Here is a 17,185-nt window from a genome sequence, read left to right on the forward strand (position 1 = left end):
ATCTGGGACCGCTGGATCGGCCCGAACACCGAATACAAGATGGTCCGCGAGGACAAGGTGCAGAGCTTGAGCGCATTGAAGTTCGAGCCGTTGCCGTAAGCGCCGGCGGTTGTGAAAAAGCCCGCCGTGGGTGATGCACGGCGGGCTGTTTTTTTACGGTGTTCTGTACTGGGGGCGCAGGGCCTCATCAATCATCCAGTGCGGTTGGCCGGGCCTGACGCATGTACCGCCCACCCAGCGTTCGTGGCTGGCATGGTCGAGCCAGTACGCCTGTCCGTTGAGCACGCTATGGCCCAAGGGGGTCAGCGACAACGTGCGGCGGGGCCAGTCCAGATGCATCTCGGTTTCCGTCAGCAACGGCTGCTCGCCATCGATCAACGGCCGCAACAGCGCATGAAACATCATGTCCCCGAGGAACGGCAGCGGGTCGCGCCTGGCCATCAGCTCGGCGAACACACGGCCAAACGGCAGCGGCCCGGCTTCGGCGAGGTAGGTCAGGGCCAGGCGTTCGGTCAGCGACAGGCCGTCCTGGGTGCCCGGCAACTCCTGTAATTGACGCAACAGCGCCGGCGCCAGCAACGGCAGGGCCGGGTGTTGGCCATGGGCAAGCGCCGCCAGCCGGGTCGGTGAGCTGTCGCAATAGGCCGACCAGGCCTGTTTGGCCAGGTGCACGGCATCGTCACCGATGAGGCGCCGCTGTGGCCAGAGCCACGCCAATACATCGGGCGCCAGTTGGCCGATACCGATAAAACGCTCGACACCGGGAATACGATCCACCTCGATCAGCTCCAGCCTGGACGGTGCCTGCTCCAGGCCGGCCAGGGCACGCATCAGGAACAACTGGTCATAGGCGTCCGCCTCGCACCACAGCACGCTGTGCTCGGCACTGGCCAAGGTTTCCAGCTGATCGTATTCATCGTCGACGCGGCGCGTGACGTCCGCTAAGGGCAGAGCAAAGGCCTGGCTGATGAACGCGCTGCGCAGGGCGCGGAATTCTGCGGCGGGGACGTCGCGCACCGGGCCCATGCACAGCGGGTCGGTGAGCATCTGGAAGCGGCCCTTGAACCCGGCCACCTGGAGGCTGTGGGCAATGTCATTGCCGCAGCGCCAGTGGGTGGTGCGTGCTTCGTCGCTGGCGGCAAAGTCGGGATGGCGGGCGGCGAAGTCAATGGCGTCGACATGGGCCTTGAGCTTGGGCCAACTGCTGAAGCCCAGTTGCCTGGCGATCTGCCATTGGGCTTGGGACAGGGTGGCGCCGGGGTCCTGGGCTTTCAGATGGCGCAACAGTTCCTTGGCGCGCTTGCGCTGCTGCTCAAGGTTGAGACGGCCATCGGTGTTGGAGGATACGGGGCGTTGCGACATACGATCTCCTTGCACAAACCTTTTCCGCTTTAAGGTTGGGAGTCGTAGAAATGAGGTAGAGCTTCATTGTCCTGGGCGCAGCCCAGCCCTTTCCGCGGAAGGTGGCGTAGAGAGCGCCAGGCGGGAAATATAGGCACTGCGGCGTTTGATTGCAAATCGGGCTTGGGATCGAAGCCGTACTCCTTTTTTGGGGGGGACGGGATTAAATGTGGGAGGGGGATTTGCCCTCATGCCAGTCAGTGAAGACGTAGAAAGGGGAAAAAGTAACCTGTGGTGAGGGAACAAGCTCTTATCAAGATTAAAATAACTCACTGATTTTAAAGGGATAAAATTTCACGCTGAAGTCTTGAGTCCTGCATAAATAATTTCAGGCGAGCGCATTCTTGTGGTGAGCGGGCTTGTCGAATCGTCGCACCGCCCGCGTTGGGCTGCGCAGCAGCCCCAAAAACAGGCGCAGAGGAGTGTCTGATACACCACATTTGTCTCCATCAGGGGCGCTTCGCACCCCAACGCGGGCGGTGCGACGATTCGACAAGCCCGCTCGCCACAGAGGTCCCAGTTTGCTGCGCGACAGCGCTACGTCGAAGAGGTAGTGGCACCTCCCGCGCCACAGGTACGCTGTTCTGGATTATTTGTCCTTGCGTGCATCCATGGTCTTCTGGTGCTCGGCCAGGAACGGCTGTTCTGCCGGGTCGAAGCGATCAATCCCGGCAGTAAAACGATGCCAGTACGGGTACAACGGTTGGCGCCGTGTCACCGCTTCAATACGCGAGAACTGTTCATCGGTGAGTTTCAATTCCGTGGCCGCCAGGTTGTCACGCAGATGCGCTTCCGTGCGGGCGCCGACGATCAGCGAGGTAATTCCCGGACGGTCCTTGAGCCAGGCCAGGCAGGTGCGCGCCACTGACACGCCCTGTTCATCGCCCACGGCGGCGAGGGTCTCGATGATGTCCAGCGCACGTTCCTGGTCATGCACGTAGGGTTCGGGCCAGCCGCTGCCCTGACGGGTATTGGCCGGTGGCTGCTGCCCGCGCCGGGTGGAACCGGTCAGCAGGCCTTCGCCCATCGGCCCCCACACCAGCGTCCCCACGTGCTGGTCCAGGGCCAGGGGCAGTAACTCGTACTCGGCCTCGCGGGATTCCGGGGTGTAGTAGATCTGCTGGGTGATGGGCTTGAGCATGCCGTGCAATTCGGCCTTGCCGAGGGTTTTCATCATCTGCCAGGCGGTGAAGTTGCTGGTGCCAAAGTAGCGGATCTTGCCTGAGCCAACCAACAGCCGCAGGGCTTCGAGGGTTTCCTCGATGGGGGTCATGCCGTCCCAATTGTGCAATTGGTAGAGGTCGATATGGTCGGTGCCCAGGCGCTTCAAGCTCGCTTCGCACGCGCGAATCAGGTGATAGCGCGACGAGCCTGAGTTGTTCGGGTTGTTGTCCACGGGGCTACGGCCCTTGGTGGCCAGCAGGATATCGTTGCGCTTGTCGCCCAAGGCTTTGCCGACCACTTCTTCGGCCAGTCCGTGGGAGTAGAGGTCGGCGGTGTCGACCATATTCACCCCGGCGTCGAACGCGATATCGAACATGCGCCTGGCCTGGGGCACGTCTACCGATCCGCATTTTTCAAACTCGGCGCGACCGCCAAAGGGCACGGTGCCGAGGATGATTTCGGATACCAGCAGGCCCGAATGGCCCAGTTGTCGGTATTGCATGTCGTCTCCTACTTAACGTTGAACCTGAAGTTCTGAACGACGTGGGTGGCGATAGTTTGAATTTTTTCATGAAAACTTCCCGCGCCTGCCGCACCATTGCGCCCAACAGGTTTAAGAGGAATACCGCGTCCATGAGTGCACTGATCGAAACCCGCGCCCTCACGCGCATGGACGAACGCCGGCAGGTACCGTTGCTGCAGCCCACGGATTTCACCTTGAACCGCGCCGACCGCGTGTCGATCACCGGCGCTTCCGGTTCCGGCAAAAGCGTATTGCTGCGGGCATTGGCGCTGCTGGATGCGCCCACCAGCGGGCAGGTCCTGTGGAACGGCCAGCCGATTGCCAATGCCGAGATTCCCCATTACCGCAGCCATATCAGCTACCTCTCCCAACGCCCCGCGCTGCTCGAAGGCACGGTGGAGGACAACCTGCGCTTTCCCTTCAGCCTCAAGACCCTGCGCCAGCGCCGCTTCGACCCGCAAGCGGTGACCGCGTTGCTGGGGCATGCCGGCAAGGCAGCCGATTTTTTGACCAGGAACGCATTGGACCTCTCGGGCGGCGAGGCCCAGGTGGTCTCGCTGATCCGCACCCTGCAACTCAACCCCGAGGTGCTGCTGCTGGACGAACCCACCGCTGCCCTCGACCCCACCTCATCCCGCGACGTGGAAGTGCTGATCAGCGCCTGGTTTGCCGGCGACAACGCCCGCGCCTATGTCTGGGTGTCCCATGACCTCGATCAGGCGCGGCGCATGAGCGACATCCACTTGCACATGAGTGCCGGCGTGTTGAGCGAGGCGACCCAGCCATGAATTATCAAAACCTCACCGCCCTGGACATGGGCATCGCCGCTTCGCTGATCCTGGTCAACGGTGCGCTCTCCCTGCTGCTGCGCCTGGGCCTGGGCCGCCAGTTGCTGTGGGCGGCGGTGCGTACCGTGGTGCAACTGTTGGCCATCGGTTACCTGCTGGGCTGGGTGTTCGCGTTCGCCTACTGGTATGTGGTGCTGCCGTTGATGGGCGCAATGACCCTGATCGCCGGGTTGTCGGCGGCGGGGCGCGGGCGCAGGACGTACCGTGGGCAAAGGGTCGACAGCATCCTGTCGGTGTGGGGCAGTTCGTGGCTGGTGACGGCAGTGGGCTTGTTTGCGGTGATCCGCATCCACCCGTGGTACGAGCCGCAGTACGCGATTCCGATCCTCGGCATGATCCTCGGCAATACCCTGACCGGCGTGTCCCTGGGGATCGAACGCATGACCCAGGAACTGACCTCGGGGCGCAACACCATCGAGATGATCCTGGCCCTCGGCGGCTCACGCTGGGAGGCGGCGCAGGAAGCGATCCGCCAGGCGGTACGCGCGGGGATGATCCCGACGCTGAACCAGATGACCGTGGTCGGCATCGTCAGCCTGCCCGGCATGATGACCGGCCAGGTGCTGGCGGGGGAAAGCCCGGTGGACGCGGTGCGCTATCAGATCGTGATCATGTTCCTGATTGCCGCGTCGTCGGCGTTGGGTACGGTGGGGGCGGTGTTGCTGACCTATCGGCGGTTGTTTTCCAGGAGCCACCGGTTTTTGCGTGAGCGCTTGCAAGAGCGCTAAGCGTTCATTTGGCGAAGGGGGGGCTGTGGCGAGGGAGCTTGCTCCCGTTGGACTGCGCAGCAGTCCCGTTTTTTCAAACAAAGAGCTGGGGCCGCTTCGCGTCCCAACGGGAGCAAGCTCCCTCACCACAGAAAACCCCTTCTTGCTGACCAGAAGGGCTCGTCACAGGTTCAAGGCTGATCCACCACGCCAAAATCCAACACCACCTTCATCGCCTGAGTCTTGTCAGCCGCCAATTCAAACGCCTGCACCGCCTGCTCGAACGGCAGCGTGTGGGAGATCACCGGGCGTACGTCGATGACCTGGCGATTGAGCAAGTCCACCGCCTGGGCAAACTCGCTGTGGAAGCGGAAGGTGCCGCGCAGGTCGATCTCGCGGCTGACCAGCAGGTTCAGCGGCAGCGACACCTCACCGCCCAAGCCGACCGTGACCAGCACGCCGCGCGGGGCGATGCAGTCCAGGCCGTTACGCAGGGCCTGGGCGCTGCCGGAGACTTCGAACATCACCTCGAAGTAACCCTTCTCGGCGGTGTAGCGCTTGAGCGCGTCGATGCCGTCGGCAATGTTGTGGGTGCGCGTGGCGCCCATTTTTTCCGCGCAGGCCAGGGCGCTGGCGGACAGGTCCACCGCGACGATTTCAGCCGCACCGGCGGCGCGCAGGCCGGCGATCAGCAGGTTGCCGATGGGGCCGCAACCGGTCACCAGCACGCGCTTGCCGAATACCGCGCCGGCCCGTTGGATCGCATGCAACCCCACCGACAGCGGTTCGGCCAGTGCACCTTCGGCGAGGCTGACATGATCGGCCAAAAGATGTGCCTGGTGCGTCTCGATCACCAGGCTCTGGCGAAACGCGCCCTGGACATGCGGGAAGGGCATCGCGCTGCCGTAGAAGCGCATGTCCAGGCAGTGGTTGGGCAGGCCTTGATGGCAATAACGGCAAGCACCGCACGGGCGCGAGGGCGATACGGCAATGCGTTGGCCGACCTTGAACCGGCCGGCGTCGGAGCCCACGGCGTCGATCACTGCCGATACTTCGTGGCCGAGCACCATCGGCTCGCGCAGGCGCACGGTGCCGAAGCCGCCGTGCTGGTAGTAGTGCAAGTCCGAGCCGCAGATGCCGCCACGGGCGATGCGCACGCGCAGTTGCTCGGGGCCCAGGCTATGGGGTTCGTCCTGGGGGCTGACCCGCAGGTCTTTTGAGGCGTGGCAGACAATGGCGTGCATAAGGTTCTCCAGGGTTACAGCGACGCGGTGATGCCACCGTCGACATAGAGGATATGACCGTTGACGAAACTCGCGGCATCGCTGGCCAGGAACACCGCTGCACCGGCCAACTCAGCGACGTCGCCCCAGCGTCGGCTCGGCGTACGTTGCACCAGCCAGTCGCTGAATTCGGGGTTGGCCACCAGGTTGGCGTTCAACTCGGTCTTGAAGTAGCCGGGGCCGATACCGTTGACTGTCAGCCCGTGGGGGCCCCAGTCGATGGCCATGCCCTTGGTGAGCATCTTCAACGCACCTTTGCTCGCCGCATACGGCGCGATGCCCGGGCGGCCCAATTCACTTTGCACCGAACAGATATTGATGATGCGCCCCCGCTTGCGCGGGATCATCGCCCGTGCCACGGCCTGGCCCACCAGGAAGGCGCTGTCGAGGTTGGTGCTGATCAGTTCGCGCCAGTGCTGCTCGCTGTAGTCTTCCAGCGGCCCACGGCGTTGCATGCCGGCGTTGTTGACCAGGATGTCCAAGGGCCCGAGGCGTTCCTCGATAGCGGCCACACCGGCCTGGATCGCCGCGCTGTCGGTGACGTCGAAGGCCTCGGTGTGCACCTCCAGGCCCTCGAGGGTCAGCAGCGCGGCGGCGTCGCGCAGGGTGCTGCGGTTACGCCCGTTGAGCACCACTCGCGCACCGGCCTGGGCCAGGCCTCGGGCGATGGCCAGGCCGATACCGGCACTGGAACCGGTGACCAGCGCCAGCCGGCCATCGAGGCGAAAGGTGTCTAGAACGCTTTGCATGGGCATGTTTCTCCGGGCGCGCTTGTGATAATCAAAACAATGGCTGATGGGCTTAACTTCACTCCGGTATAGGGCGCAGGTCCAATGTTTATTTATGATCGGCTGATCAATATCGGTGATAACCGGGGAGGCTCGATGGAACTCAAGCACTTGCGCGCCTTTGTGGTACTGGCCCAGGAGCTGCATTTCGGCCGGGCGGCGGCGCAGTTGTCGATTGTGCAACCGGCCCTGAGCATGCAGATCAAGCTGCTCGAAACTGGCCTGGGCGTACGCCTGCTGGACCGCAATCGCCACTCGGTGACCTTGACCGATGCCGGTCGGGTGTTCCTGCCCGAAGCCCAGGCGACCCTGCACCAGGCCGCTCGGGCGGCGGAGGCGGCGCGGGCGTCCAACCGGGGGGAAATCGGCCGGGTGCGCTTGGGCTTTGTGTCGTCGGTATTGCCGCACCTGTTACCCGCGTTGATCCGCACGGTGCATCAGCGCTACCCGCGGATCGAGCTGGAACTCAAGGACATGCCCGGCCCCGATCAAGCCGCCGCGCTGAAGAATGATCGCCTGGATTTCGGCCTGATGCGCCTGCCCGCCGCCTACCCCGGGGTGCAAACCCGCGTGGTGCTGCGCGAGCCGTTCTGCGTGGCCCTGCCGATGGATCATCCGCTGGCCGCCCAGGCGTCGATCCAGCCCGGCGACCTGCTCGACGTGCCGGTGTACATCCTTGCGCGGCGCTATGCGCCCGGGTTCTACGACGAATTTATCCAGGCCGTGGGCATCCCTTTGCAGATCGCGTCCGAACTGGGCGAGTTCACCACCATGCTCGCGCTGGTCTGCGCCGGGTTGGGCGTCGGCGTACTGCCGCAGCAGGCCGCGCGGGCGTTGCCGGCCAATTGTGTGTCGCGGCCACTGGCGTTGGGGGCGTTCCAGGCGCGCACGGGGTTGGCCTGGACCACGTTGGACAGTGCGGTAAAGACCACGTTGTTTGCGTTGATCGTCGAACTGTTTGGCGAGTGATTGTTTCATCCGCTGAAATGCTGGATTGTAAAAGCTGGTGATTCCAGTGGTCGGCGCAGCGGTGGAACATGCCGGTGTCAAACCCCCACCCTTTGGAGCCTTACATGTCCCAGCCTGCGATCAAACTCTATGGTTTCCCCTTGTCCGGCCATTCCCATCGGGCCGAGCTGATGCTGTCCCTGCTGGGGTTGCCCAGCGAGTTCATCCTGGTGGACCTCAAGCAAGGCGCGCATAAAAGCGCTGACTTCACTGCGACCATCAACCGTTTCGGCCAGGTCCCGGCGATTGACGACAACGGCACCGTACTGGCGGACTCCAACGCGATCCTGGTCTACCTCGCCACGAAATACGGCAAGGGCCAATGGTTGCCAAGCGACCCGGTGGGGCAGGCGCGCGTACAGCGCTGGCTGTCGGCGGCCGCCGGCGAGCTGCACGCCGGGCCCGCCACCGCACGGCTGGCCGTGGTGTTCGGTGCCGATGTGGATGCGGCGGCGGCGATCAGCCGTGCCCATGGCTTGTTGGCACTGGTGGAGCAGCAACTGAGCGAAACCCGCTTCCTGGCGGGGGAGCAGGCGAGCATCGCCGATATTGCGTTCTACACCTATGTGGCCCATGCGCCGGAAGGCAATGTGTCGCTGGCCGACTACCCTAAGGTGCGCGCCTGGCTTGCCAGCATCGAGGCCTTGCCGGGATTTGTGGGCATGCCGCGTACGGCGGTAGGGTTGCAATCACATTAACGTTGCTGAGGCGCATCGATGGACCGATTTCACGAAATGCAGGTGTTCCTGGCGGTGGCCGAGGAGGAGGGCTTTGCCGCCGCGGCGCGCCGCCTGAACACCTCGCCACCCAGCGTGACCCGGGCCATCGCCGCCATGGAAGCGCGCATCGGCACCCAGCTGCTGGCGCGCACCACCCGCAGCCTGCACCTGACCGAGGCCGGCCAGCGTTACCTCGAAGATTGCCGGCGCATCCTCGCCGAGCTGGACGAAGCCGAAGAAGCGGCGGCGGGCAGTTATTCGATCCCCTGCGGCCACCTCACGGTGACCGCACCGGTACTGTTTGGCGAGTTGTATGTGGCGCCGGTGCTGGGCGAGTACCTCGACCGTTTTCCGCTGGTGAATATCAATGCCTTGCTGGTGGATCGGGTGGTCAACCTGACCGACGAGGGTATCGATGTGGCTGTGCGCATCGGCCATCTGCATGAGCCGGGGCAACAGGCGATCAAAGTGGGCGAGGTACGCCGGGTGGTCTGCGCCTCGCCCGGCTATCTCGACCAGCACGGCCGCCCCCGGCACCCCGGGCAGTTGGGTGCGGCGCAGATCGTCGGCCTGTCCTCCAGCCGATTGGTGAGTGAGTGGGCGTTTGTCGACGCCGGCCAGCCGCTGACGGTGCCCATCGAACCGCGCCTGGTGGTCTCGGCGAACAACGCAGCGATCAACCTGGCGCGCCTGGGCTGGGGGGTGACGCGGGTGCTGTCCTATCAGGTCGCGGCGGCGGTGGCGGCCGGCGAGCTGGAAATTGTCCTCGAGGACTTCGAGCCGGCCCCGTTGCCGATCCAGGTGGTGTTCCAGAAAAGCGCGCGCGTGCCGGCCAAGATCCACACCTTTGTGGATTTCCTCAGCCATCGCCTGGGCCAGGACACGGCCTTGAATCCGGCGATGAAGCGGCGCGGTTGATGGAGCGTTATCGCGATATGCAGCTGTTTGCCGCGCTCGCCGAGCAACCGAGCCTGGCCTCGGCCGCACGTGCAGCCCAGGTCTCGGCGCCGACATTGATGCGTGCGATCGCCCGCTTGGAAGCACGCCTGCGCGTACCGTTGCTGCAACGCAGCACGCGGGGTGTCAGCCTTACCGACACGGGCACTGTCTACATGGCCGACTGCGTGCGGCTGCTGGCCGCCGTGGACGCCGCCGAAGCCTCGGCCAAGGGCTTGCATGTACAGGCCCAGGGCAATCTGCGGGTGTTCATGCCGTTGCTGTTCAGCTGCTATGTGATGGCGCCGCTGTTGGCCAGCTACATGGATCGTTACCCCGCGGTGCAGCTCACCGCCCACTACCACGACTATTACCCCAACCTGCACGAAGAGGGGCTGGACGTGGCGATCCTGGTCGGCGAGTTGCCCAGCTCCTCACTGATCGCGCGGCCGGTCGGGCACGTGCGGCAGATCCTCTGCGCCAGTCCCGCTTACCTAGCGGCGCACGGCGAACCCCGACACCCGGACGACCTCAAGCAGCATCGCCTGATCGCCACTGCCGACCCGGTGCATTGGGCGTTCCAGGGTTGCCAGCTCAAGGCCCGCGCGCGGCTGAGTTGCGCCACGGTGCAAGGCACGATCAATGCGGCGGTGCAGGGCGCGGGGCTGGTGCGTTGCTTGAGCTATCCGCTGCATGAGCATCTGCTCAGCGGCCAGTTACGCCGCGTCCTGCAGGGCTATGAGCCAGCGCCCCTGCCGGTGCATGTGGTGTACGGCGAAGGGCGCCATGGGCCGATGCGTGTGCGCAGTTTTGTCGATCATTGCGTGGCGGCGCTGCGTGAGCATCCGGCATTTCAGTTGGCGTAACAGTGGATTGCCTGGGCTGGGTATTCTGCGTTTGGCTGGCGAGGCGCAGCATGGGGGCAACCCACTGGAGGTGATCACCATGAACCCTATTGAACAATCCCCCTGGCATGCCGGCGAACGGCAGTTACAAGCAGCGGTCGGCGTGGCCGAGCGCATGGCGGTGGTCGGGCCCAAGGTGATACGCGATCACCTGCCGGAGCAGCATCGGGATTTTTATCCGCTGTTGCCCTACCTGATGCTTGGCGTGGTGGATGAACAGGGGATTCCCTGGGCGACCCTGATTGAAGGCGCGCCGGGGTTCGTCCACTCTCCCGACCCTTATACGTTGCAGATTGACAGCCTGCCCTCTGCCAGCGACCCGGCCCGCGCCGCCTTGCACAAGGGCGCTGCCGTGGGTCTGCTGGGTATCGACCTCAACACCCGGCGGCGCAACCGCATGAATGGGCGTATCGGCGCGCTCGATCACGAGGGCCTGTCGGTCGACGTGGTGCAGACCTACGGCAATTGCCCCAAATACATCCAGCTGCGGCCGGTCGATGGGATTGCGCGTAAACCCGGCACCCGGGTCGAGCGTCTTGACGGCCTGGACGCCGCTGCCGAAAGCATGATCCGCAACGCCGACACCTTCTTCGTCGCCAGCTACGTGGAGGTCGACGGCGAACGCTCGGTGGACGTCTCCCATCGCGGCGGTAATACCGGCTTCGTGCGCGTGGAGGGCGACGTGCTGACCATCCCGGACTTTGCCGGCAACCTGTTCTTCAACACCCTGGGCAACCTGGCGGCCAACCCGGTGGCGGGGCTGCTGTTTATCGACTTTGAAACGGGGGATGTGCTGCAGATCGCCGGGCATACCTCGCTGATCCTCGACGGCCCTGAAGTCGCCCGCTTCGAGGGCGCGCAGCGGCTCTGGACGGTGACCGTGGACCACGTGGTCCGCCGCCCGGCGGCGTTGGCCTTGCGCTGGCAGTTCGCGGAGTTTTCGCCGTTCAGCCTGGCGATGGGCGGTTGGTAGCGTCAGCGTATTTATCACGGCCTGTTGAAGAGCAAATGGGGGAACTCCCTCTGTGGTGAGGGGGCTTGTCCCGCGTGGGGCTGCGCAGCGGCCCCCAAACCAGGCGCAGAGGCATGCCTGATACACCTCATTCATCTTCATAGGGGCGCTTCGTACCCCAACGCGAGACAAGCCCGCTCGCCACAAGAATGCGGACGAATTGACCACCTGATCCGGCCCCATCGCAGCCTCGCTGAAGCTCGACAACTCCCACAGGGGGCTTTACTGCGCTGCTTGGATTTGCGCTGTGTGATCAGGGCACCGGCATTCCTGGTTAAGGGCTTCATCCACCAATAACTGCGCAATCTCGATCATCTGCACCAATGCCAGCACCTGCCTGCGGTGGTGACTGTCAAGGCGTTCGGCGCAGTCGTACGCGCAGACCGTAGCCGATTCCAGCATCTCGCTGGCGTTGCTCAAGGCGGCTTCCGTACTCAGGCCGGGACGGATGACATCGGGGGGGATTTGCGGATGGTCATCCGAGGTGGAGGGTTAGGTGTGACTTTCTTCATGGCGAAGCTCCTACGAATGAGCACCTCCATTTTGCTACCACCTATCCGTTAGGCCAGCTATTTTCGATGAGATTTGCTTGGTAGCGTCAACTGCGAACGAACTGCTGTTGGGCTTACTTTCGAAAGACAAGAGGGGGGGCGAATCAAGTGCAAGACCTCTGGAAATCAACGCAGTTTGCATTGGTGCTCTCCATCAGTTTCGGCCCTGTGGCCTTCATCATTTTCAGGCAGTCCTTCACCTTCGGCTTCCTTAGCGCTTTACCTGCGGTTTTCGGGGCGGCAGTTGCAGATGCAGTGTTTGCAGCTGTCGCCTTCGCGGGGTTGCGAGCCGTTGAAGCGTTTTGGGCCGCCAACAGCCAATTGCTAACGTGGGCGGCGATTGCCTACCTCTTTTATTTGGGCGTAATCACTTTCAAGAAATCCGCAGCCACCTCCCTGGCCAAACGAGCAACAGGGTTCATCCCGGTTTTCCTGCTGACGTTGACCAGCCCTTTAACGATCGCTGCGATTTCTTCCTATGTCATCGCCAGTGAGGCGCTGCTCTATAGGCATGGAATGTACTTGAATTTGCTGGGTTTTCTGCTGGGTTCATTGTCGGGGCAGATGTTGTACGCGCTCGTTGGTGCAATGATCAAGAGGGCGCTTGCTGACCCGCTCGATTTCGGCTTTTTGAACCGCGTCAGCGGAGGTTGTCTCATTGCTTTTGCTGCCTGGCAGTTGGCTCGCGTTCTGGAGACGTAAGACTTTTAACGTTAGCCTTGCACTTCTACTGACAACAAGGACTCGTCATGCAACCCAAGGTCATCAATCCCAAGAGCGTATTCAACTCCCTGCAATACGGCTTCAGCCAAGCCATCGAAGTGCCTGATGGCCGGCGTATTCTGCTTTCCGGCCAGGTAGGTGTGGATGCCCAGGAGCGTACGGTCGGTCCAGGCATTGCCGAGCAAACCGATACGGCGTTGGACAATATCGAAAAAATCCTGGCGGAGGTCGAGGGTGACTTGTCCCATGTGGTAATGCTGCGGCTGTATATCGTCGAGTCCGCACGTGATCGGCAGGAGCTTATCGCCCAGGCGCTGCGTGAGCGCTTCCCCCATAACCCGCCGCCGTCGTCCTGGATTATTGTCAGTGGGCTTTCGTTGCCGGAGTGGTTGATCGAAATCGAGGCGGAGGCGGTGATTTCACCGAAATAAGGCCACAACAAGCATGTTCACGCGAAAACCTGTTTGCCATGATCCAGCGGCTCACTGTCCCCACGCCACGCCCAGCGCGGTACAAGCACACTCGATACACAGCTATCAGCGTGACGCAGGGATAAACGCCACACTGCCCTCGTCACGCTTCTGAAACAACCGCTCGCCATTGTCCGGCTGGGTCGTGATCACCTGATGATCCGCACCCAGATACGCCAGCGGCGTCGGATCATCCTTGGAAAACTGCGCGACGATGATCGTACGGTGCGGGTCGAAGGTCTGGCCGCTGGTTTTTTCCAGCCAGGCCATGAAGGCGGCGGTGTGACCCTGGCGGGGAAAGTCCTGGGTCTCGGCGATGTAGTAGAACGGCTTGCCGCCATTTTGCAGGTACATCGGGACCTTGTTGTCGACTTCCACCAGCACCATTTGCCATTGGTTCCAGGGTGCGCTTTTCACGGCCTCGGCTTGCACATCCTCGGCGAAGCGGGTCACGCCGCCGTTGCCGTTGGACCAGGGATAGGCCACGCCGAGGATCAACAGCATGAGTGCGGCAGCGATCCCCAGACCTTTCTGCCAGCGCGGCCAACTGGCGGGCTTTTTCAACACGCGTTCACTCAGCCACCACGCCGCCAGCAACTGGGCAAACGGCACCAGCGGCAGTACGTAGTAGCTGCGCCGGCTGCCGCTGGCGGTAAAGAACACAAACAGCAGGCCCAGGCCCCACACCAGCCAGCGCACGTTCGGCGGGGTGTGACGCCAGTGCCGCACGGCCAGCCACAGGCCCAGCAGCCAGCACGGCGTCCAGGGCAGGGTGTAGGCGGGCAGGTAGATCAGGTAGGTGTAGATCGGCCCCATATGGTCGAACGGGTCGAAGAAACGCACCACGTTTTCCCGGAATACCAAGGCCAGGCCGCTCGCGCCATAGGCCGGTGCGCCGTAGACGTGCGACAGCACGAACGGCACGGCGTACACCGCGGCGGCGATCAGTACGGCCAAAAGCAGGCGCAGGTTGAGGTGGCGCTTGTAGCGCTGTTCGCCGAGCAGGTGCGGCAACAGCACCAGACCGGGCAGCACGAAGCCGATCAGGCCCTTGAACAACGACGTCAGGGCCAGCAACAGGAAAAACACCGTGTAGCGCCACAGCCGTGTGTCGTCGGGGCCGCGCCAATACCAGGCGACGGCTGCCAGCACGCCGCACACGGTGAGCACATCCGCCGTGGCCACGCGGGCCCAGAACAGGAAGTAGAACGTGGTGGCGAGCATCCAGCCGGCGATCAGCCCCGTGCCCTTGCGGAACAAACGTTCGCCGATCAAGTACACCAGCCACACACTCAACCACGCGCCGATCACCGATGGCAGGCGCAACGACCAGGGCCCGAGGCCCCCCGCCAGGTGGGCCGCGCCAGTGATCAGCCAGTAGGAGGGCAGGGGTTTGTCGTAATAGGGCACGCCCTTGAGATAGGGATCGAAATAGTCACCGCTCTGCAGCATCTGCAAGGCGATATTCGCCCAGCGGGTTTCCGGGCCCCACAGGTCACGTGCGCCCAGGCCGGTGAGCAGCAGCAGGGCCGAGACGCCGAGCAACAGCAGCAGGGCGCCGCGTTCGGTCTTGAAATAACCCGGCATCATGGCGCCTGCGGGTAGAGGATAAGTTCCAGGTAGCCCTTGTAGTAGCGTTTGCCTCCGGGCGGCAATTGCCCGGCCTCGCGCATTTCACTGGTGCTGTTGACTCGCAGCAGCACGCCGACCGAGCCGTGCTGGCGCGCCTCCTTGAGCCAGCCCTGAACCTGTTCCAACTCCACTTTGCGTGTGACCGCACCGGCGTACTGCAAGCCGTAGCGCAACTCGCCTTCGGTGTCATACAGCGCCACGTCGGGTCGTTGCAGGCGCCAGGCCAAGGCGCTGGCGCTTTCCAGTTCATTGCTCAGCAGCGCGTGGGTGTGCTGCAACTCATCCAGATGCTCCAGCACAAATTGGTCGGGCATTTCGTTATCGGCGATGTAGGCCGGCATGCTTGACGGCAGCAGCACTACCAGCAGGCCGATGCCCAAGGCCGGCATCGCCCACAGCGTCAGCGGCCGCACGCTTTGCAGCAGGTTGGCAAGGATCCAGCCCAGCAGCACGATAAACGCCAGGGACAGGCTGAACATCTCCGCATGGCTGTTGCTGTACAGCGGCCTGGCGATTTGCAGGTAGATCAGCCCGACCATGGCGGCCATGCCGATCACGAAGTTGAGCAGGCCATTGAGGCGCAGGGTGCGGGTTTTGCCCTGGCTGACCAGCTCGCTCAGGGTATGCCCCATCAGCAATGCGAGGGGCAGCAGGCACGGCATGATGTAGGTCGGCAGCTTGCCGTTGCTCAGGCTGAACAAGCCCAGGGGCAGCAGCAACCACAGGGCCAGGAAGGCGATTGCCGGTTGGCGCTTTTCTTTCCAGGCCTGGTACAGGGTGTTGGGCAGCAGCCCGGCCCACGGCAGGCAAGCCACCGCCATGATCGGCAGGAAGAACCACCAGGGCCGCACGTGTTGCGCGTTATCGGCGCTGAAGCGGCGGATGTGTTCATTCCAGAAAAAGAAGCGCCAGAAATCCGGTTCCTGAGTGTGAATCGCCAGCACCCAGGGCAAACACACCAGCACAGCCACGCCGATGGCCAGCGGGCCATACCGCAGCAACTCGCCCAGGCGGCGCTGCCAGAGCATATAGGGCACGGCAATCAGCACCGGCAGCGCCCACGCCAGGAAACCCTTGGTCATGAACCCCATGGCACACGCAAATCCCAGCACGGCCCAGGCGCCCAGGCGGCTGCGCAGGGTGCTGCTGTCGAGGGCAAACCACAGCGCCACCAGGCTCAGGTTGACCCACAGGGTGAATTGCGGATCGAGGTTGGAATACCCCGCCTGCCCGGCCACCAGGCCAAAGCTCAGGTAGAGCAGGGCACAGGCGAAGCTTTTTCGCGGGTCGTTCCACAGGCGACGGGCGATCAGGTAAGCGAGCAGCACGCTCAAGCCGGTGGTCAGGGCCGAGGCGATGCGCACGCCGAACAGGTTCTGGCCAAACACGGACTGGCCCAGGGCGATCAGCCAGTAACCGGCGGCCGGTTTTTCGAAATAGCGGATGCCCATGAAGTGCGGCGCCACCCAGTTGCCGCTCAGGAGCATTTCCTGGCTGATCTGGGCGTAGCGGGTTTCATCCGGTATCCACAAACCGTGCAGGCCCAGTGGCAACAGATAAAACGCGACGAAGGCCAGCAAGAGTACCGGCAGGGGGTTCAGGCGAGTCATGAAAACGTCGCTCCTTGACGTCTGATGGTGTTTTTTTCAATTAATGAAGTAATGGTGAAAGTCGTCACGGCGTTCACTAAATAACAGGAAATAGTCATAACGACCTTAATTAAGGACGCAACTAAACATGCCAGAACAGGGCTGTCTTTTTGCTGAACATAAGCCGTAGTGGCGGGAAGGGAATGACGTGGATTTATTTAAGCGCGGCAGGCCAGTCCTGGTTTTTCATGATGCCCAGGGCCTTGAACTTGCCGTTGGCCAGCACCTGCACGAACAGCGCGCTGCCGTACTCGGAAAACTTGGCGTGGGGGAAGCCCAGGGCGGTTTCAAAGTCGGCGATGCAACCGCTGTGGGTGACGAATACGAGGTTGCGTCCAGCCTGTTTGTGGCCGAGCAGTTCTTCACCCATGGCCTTGCCGCAGACGGCTTGTTCGCTGGAGGTCATGTCGGTTTTGCCGAACATGAAACGCGAGGTCTGGGCCGTGCGAATGGCGGGGCTTGAGAGTACGTCGGTGCCGTCCATACCCAGGGATTTAAAGGCTTTCCCCAGGTTTTCGGCGTGTTGGCTGCCATTGATCGTCACGCCTTCCACCGGGCCCAGGCACGGGTTGCTCGAACGGTCGCAGCGCTCTTCATGACGCACCAGTACGATCAGGTCGCCGTCGCGCCACAGCGGCAGCACCTGGGACGTCAGCAGGCGGTTGCCCACGCCGAGGTCCCGTGGGGAGGTCGGCCAGAACAGCGCGCAAGTGAGCAGCACGGCGACCACCGTAAGCCCGAGCCAAAGCGGTTTGAGGCGCTTGAAAAAGGCTCGGCGCGAGCGTGGTTTAATCAGGGTAAGGTCAACCACTACATTCACCATGGTCACTATCGGCTGTGTTGTATTAATTAGGCGCAACTTGTCG

Annotated in this window: 17 protein-coding genes and 1 pseudogene; 10 read left to right on the plus strand and 8 right to left on the minus strand. The window is 62.9% G+C overall.

Annotation, left to right across the window (positions count from 1 at the left end; genetic code table 11):
* A pseudogene (locus tag B9N88_RS32415) lies at positions 1-99 on the plus strand (ABC transporter); the annotation flags it as partial.
* Between the two features lie 54 nt (positions 100-153).
* Here the strand turns inward: B9N88_RS32415 and B9N88_RS22080 are convergent.
* A complete protein-coding gene (locus B9N88_RS22080) occupies positions 154-1,362 on the minus strand; it encodes a DUF1835 domain-containing protein (RefSeq protein ID WP_027606137.1) in 1,209 nt (402 codons plus the stop codon).
* A gap of 628 nt (positions 1,363-1,990) precedes the next feature.
* Complete coding sequence (locus tag B9N88_RS22085) at positions 1,991-3,067, minus strand: aldo/keto reductase (RefSeq protein WP_027606138.1); 1,077 nt, start codon at positions 3,065-3,067, stop codon at positions 1,991-1,993.
* 131 nt (positions 3,068-3,198) lie between these two features.
* On the opposite strand from B9N88_RS22085, the gene B9N88_RS22090 reads away from it, so the two are divergent.
* Both B9N88_RS22090 and fetB read left to right on the plus strand, forming a co-directional pair.
* On the plus strand, positions 3,199-3,876 hold the full coding sequence (locus tag B9N88_RS22090) for an ABC transporter ATP-binding protein (protein WP_027606139.1): 678 nt from the start codon (positions 3,199-3,201) through the stop codon (positions 3,874-3,876).
* Positions 3,873-4,664, plus strand: coding sequence for an ABC transporter permease (gene fetB / locus B9N88_RS22095; RefSeq protein ID WP_027606140.1), 792 nt, complete (start codon positions 3,873-3,875; stop codon positions 4,662-4,664). Before B9N88_RS22090 ends, fetB begins: the two co-directional genes overlap by 4 nt.
* Positions 4,665-4,834: 170 nt before the next feature.
* Here fetB and B9N88_RS22100 read toward each other — a convergent pair whose 3' ends face one another.
* Together B9N88_RS22100 and B9N88_RS22105 are read right to left on the minus strand one after the other, a co-directional pair.
* The gene (locus tag B9N88_RS22100; protein WP_027606141.1) at positions 4,835-5,887 is read right to left on the minus strand and encodes an L-idonate 5-dehydrogenase; all 1,053 of its coding nucleotides are present in this window, start codon (positions 5,885-5,887) and stop codon (positions 4,835-4,837) included.
* Positions 5,888-5,901: 14 nt separating this feature from the next.
* The gene (locus B9N88_RS22105) at positions 5,902-6,675 is read right to left on the minus strand and encodes a glucose 1-dehydrogenase (RefSeq protein ID WP_027606142.1); all 774 of its coding nucleotides are present in this window, start codon (positions 6,673-6,675) and stop codon (positions 5,902-5,904) included.
* A gap of 135 nt (positions 6,676-6,810) precedes the next feature.
* Between B9N88_RS22105 and B9N88_RS22110 the strand changes: the two genes are divergently transcribed.
* The 5 genes from B9N88_RS22110 (at position 6,811) to B9N88_RS22130 (ending at position 11,255) form a co-directional block, all read left to right on the plus strand.
* Entirely contained in the window at positions 6,811-7,683 is an 873-nt protein-coding gene (locus B9N88_RS22110) for a LysR family transcriptional regulator (RefSeq protein WP_027606143.1), read from the plus strand.
* 104 nt (positions 7,684-7,787) lie between these two features.
* Positions 7,788-8,420, plus strand: a complete 633-nt coding sequence (locus B9N88_RS22115; RefSeq protein WP_027606144.1) for a glutathione S-transferase family protein — start codon at positions 7,788-7,790, stop codon at positions 8,418-8,420.
* An 18-nt stretch (positions 8,421-8,438) separates the two neighbouring features.
* Positions 8,439-9,359, plus strand: a complete 921-nt coding sequence (locus B9N88_RS22120) for a LysR family transcriptional regulator (protein WP_027606145.1) — start codon at positions 8,439-8,441, stop codon at positions 9,357-9,359.
* Positions 9,359-10,243, plus strand: a complete 885-nt coding sequence (locus tag B9N88_RS22125) for a LysR family transcriptional regulator (protein ID WP_027606146.1) — start codon at positions 9,359-9,361, stop codon at positions 10,241-10,243. Before B9N88_RS22120 ends, B9N88_RS22125 begins: the two co-directional genes overlap by 1 nt.
* A 79-nt stretch (positions 10,244-10,322) precedes the next feature.
* Positions 10,323-11,255 (plus strand): pyridoxamine 5'-phosphate oxidase family protein, encoded by a 933-nt coding sequence (locus tag B9N88_RS22130; RefSeq protein ID WP_027606147.1) that lies wholly within the window; start codon positions 10,323-10,325, stop codon positions 11,253-11,255.
* 261 nt (positions 11,256-11,516) lie between these two features.
* On the opposite strand, the gene B9N88_RS22135 is transcribed toward B9N88_RS22130, so the two are convergent.
* Positions 11,517-11,714, minus strand: a complete 198-nt coding sequence (locus tag B9N88_RS22135) for a DUF6124 family protein (protein WP_043293586.1) — start codon at positions 11,712-11,714, stop codon at positions 11,517-11,519.
* A gap of 239 nt (positions 11,715-11,953) precedes the next feature.
* Between B9N88_RS22135 and B9N88_RS22140 the strand changes: the two genes are divergently transcribed.
* Together B9N88_RS22140 and B9N88_RS22145 are read left to right on the plus strand one after the other, a co-directional pair.
* Positions 11,954-12,547 carry a LysE family translocator gene (locus B9N88_RS22140; protein ID WP_027606148.1) on the plus strand — a complete coding sequence of 198 codons (594 nt, stop codon included), beginning with the start codon at positions 11,954-11,956 and terminating at the stop codon, positions 12,545-12,547.
* A gap of 47 nt (positions 12,548-12,594) precedes the next feature.
* Positions 12,595-12,999, plus strand: a complete 405-nt coding sequence (locus B9N88_RS22145; RefSeq protein ID WP_027606149.1) for a RidA family protein — start codon at positions 12,595-12,597, stop codon at positions 12,997-12,999.
* A gap of 105 nt (positions 13,000-13,104) precedes the next feature.
* Here B9N88_RS22145 and B9N88_RS22150 read toward each other — a convergent pair whose 3' ends face one another.
* From B9N88_RS22150 to B9N88_RS22160, 3 genes are all read right to left on the minus strand, one after another.
* Positions 13,105-14,625, minus strand: a complete 1,521-nt coding sequence (locus B9N88_RS22150) for an ArnT family glycosyltransferase (RefSeq protein ID WP_027606150.1) — start codon at positions 14,623-14,625, stop codon at positions 13,105-13,107.
* Positions 14,625-16,280 (minus strand): lipid IV(A) 4-amino-4-deoxy-L-arabinosyltransferase, encoded by a 1,656-nt coding sequence (gene arnT / locus B9N88_RS22155; protein ID WP_027606151.1) that lies wholly within the window; start codon positions 16,278-16,280, stop codon positions 14,625-14,627. Before arnT ends, B9N88_RS22150 begins: the two co-directional genes overlap by 1 nt.
* 193 nt (positions 16,281-16,473) lie before the next feature.
* Complete coding sequence (locus B9N88_RS22160; RefSeq protein WP_027606152.1) at positions 16,474-17,142, minus strand: lipopolysaccharide core heptose(II)-phosphate phosphatase PmrG; 669 nt, start codon at positions 17,140-17,142, stop codon at positions 16,474-16,476.
* Between the last annotated feature and the right edge of the window lie 43 nt (positions 17,143-17,185).

Origin of the sequence: Pseudomonas sp. LAMO17WK12:I1, assembly GCF_900177315.1 — a bacterium.
Taxonomy (GTDB): domain Bacteria; phylum Pseudomonadota; class Gammaproteobacteria; order Pseudomonadales; family Pseudomonadaceae; genus Aquipseudomonas; species Aquipseudomonas marginalis.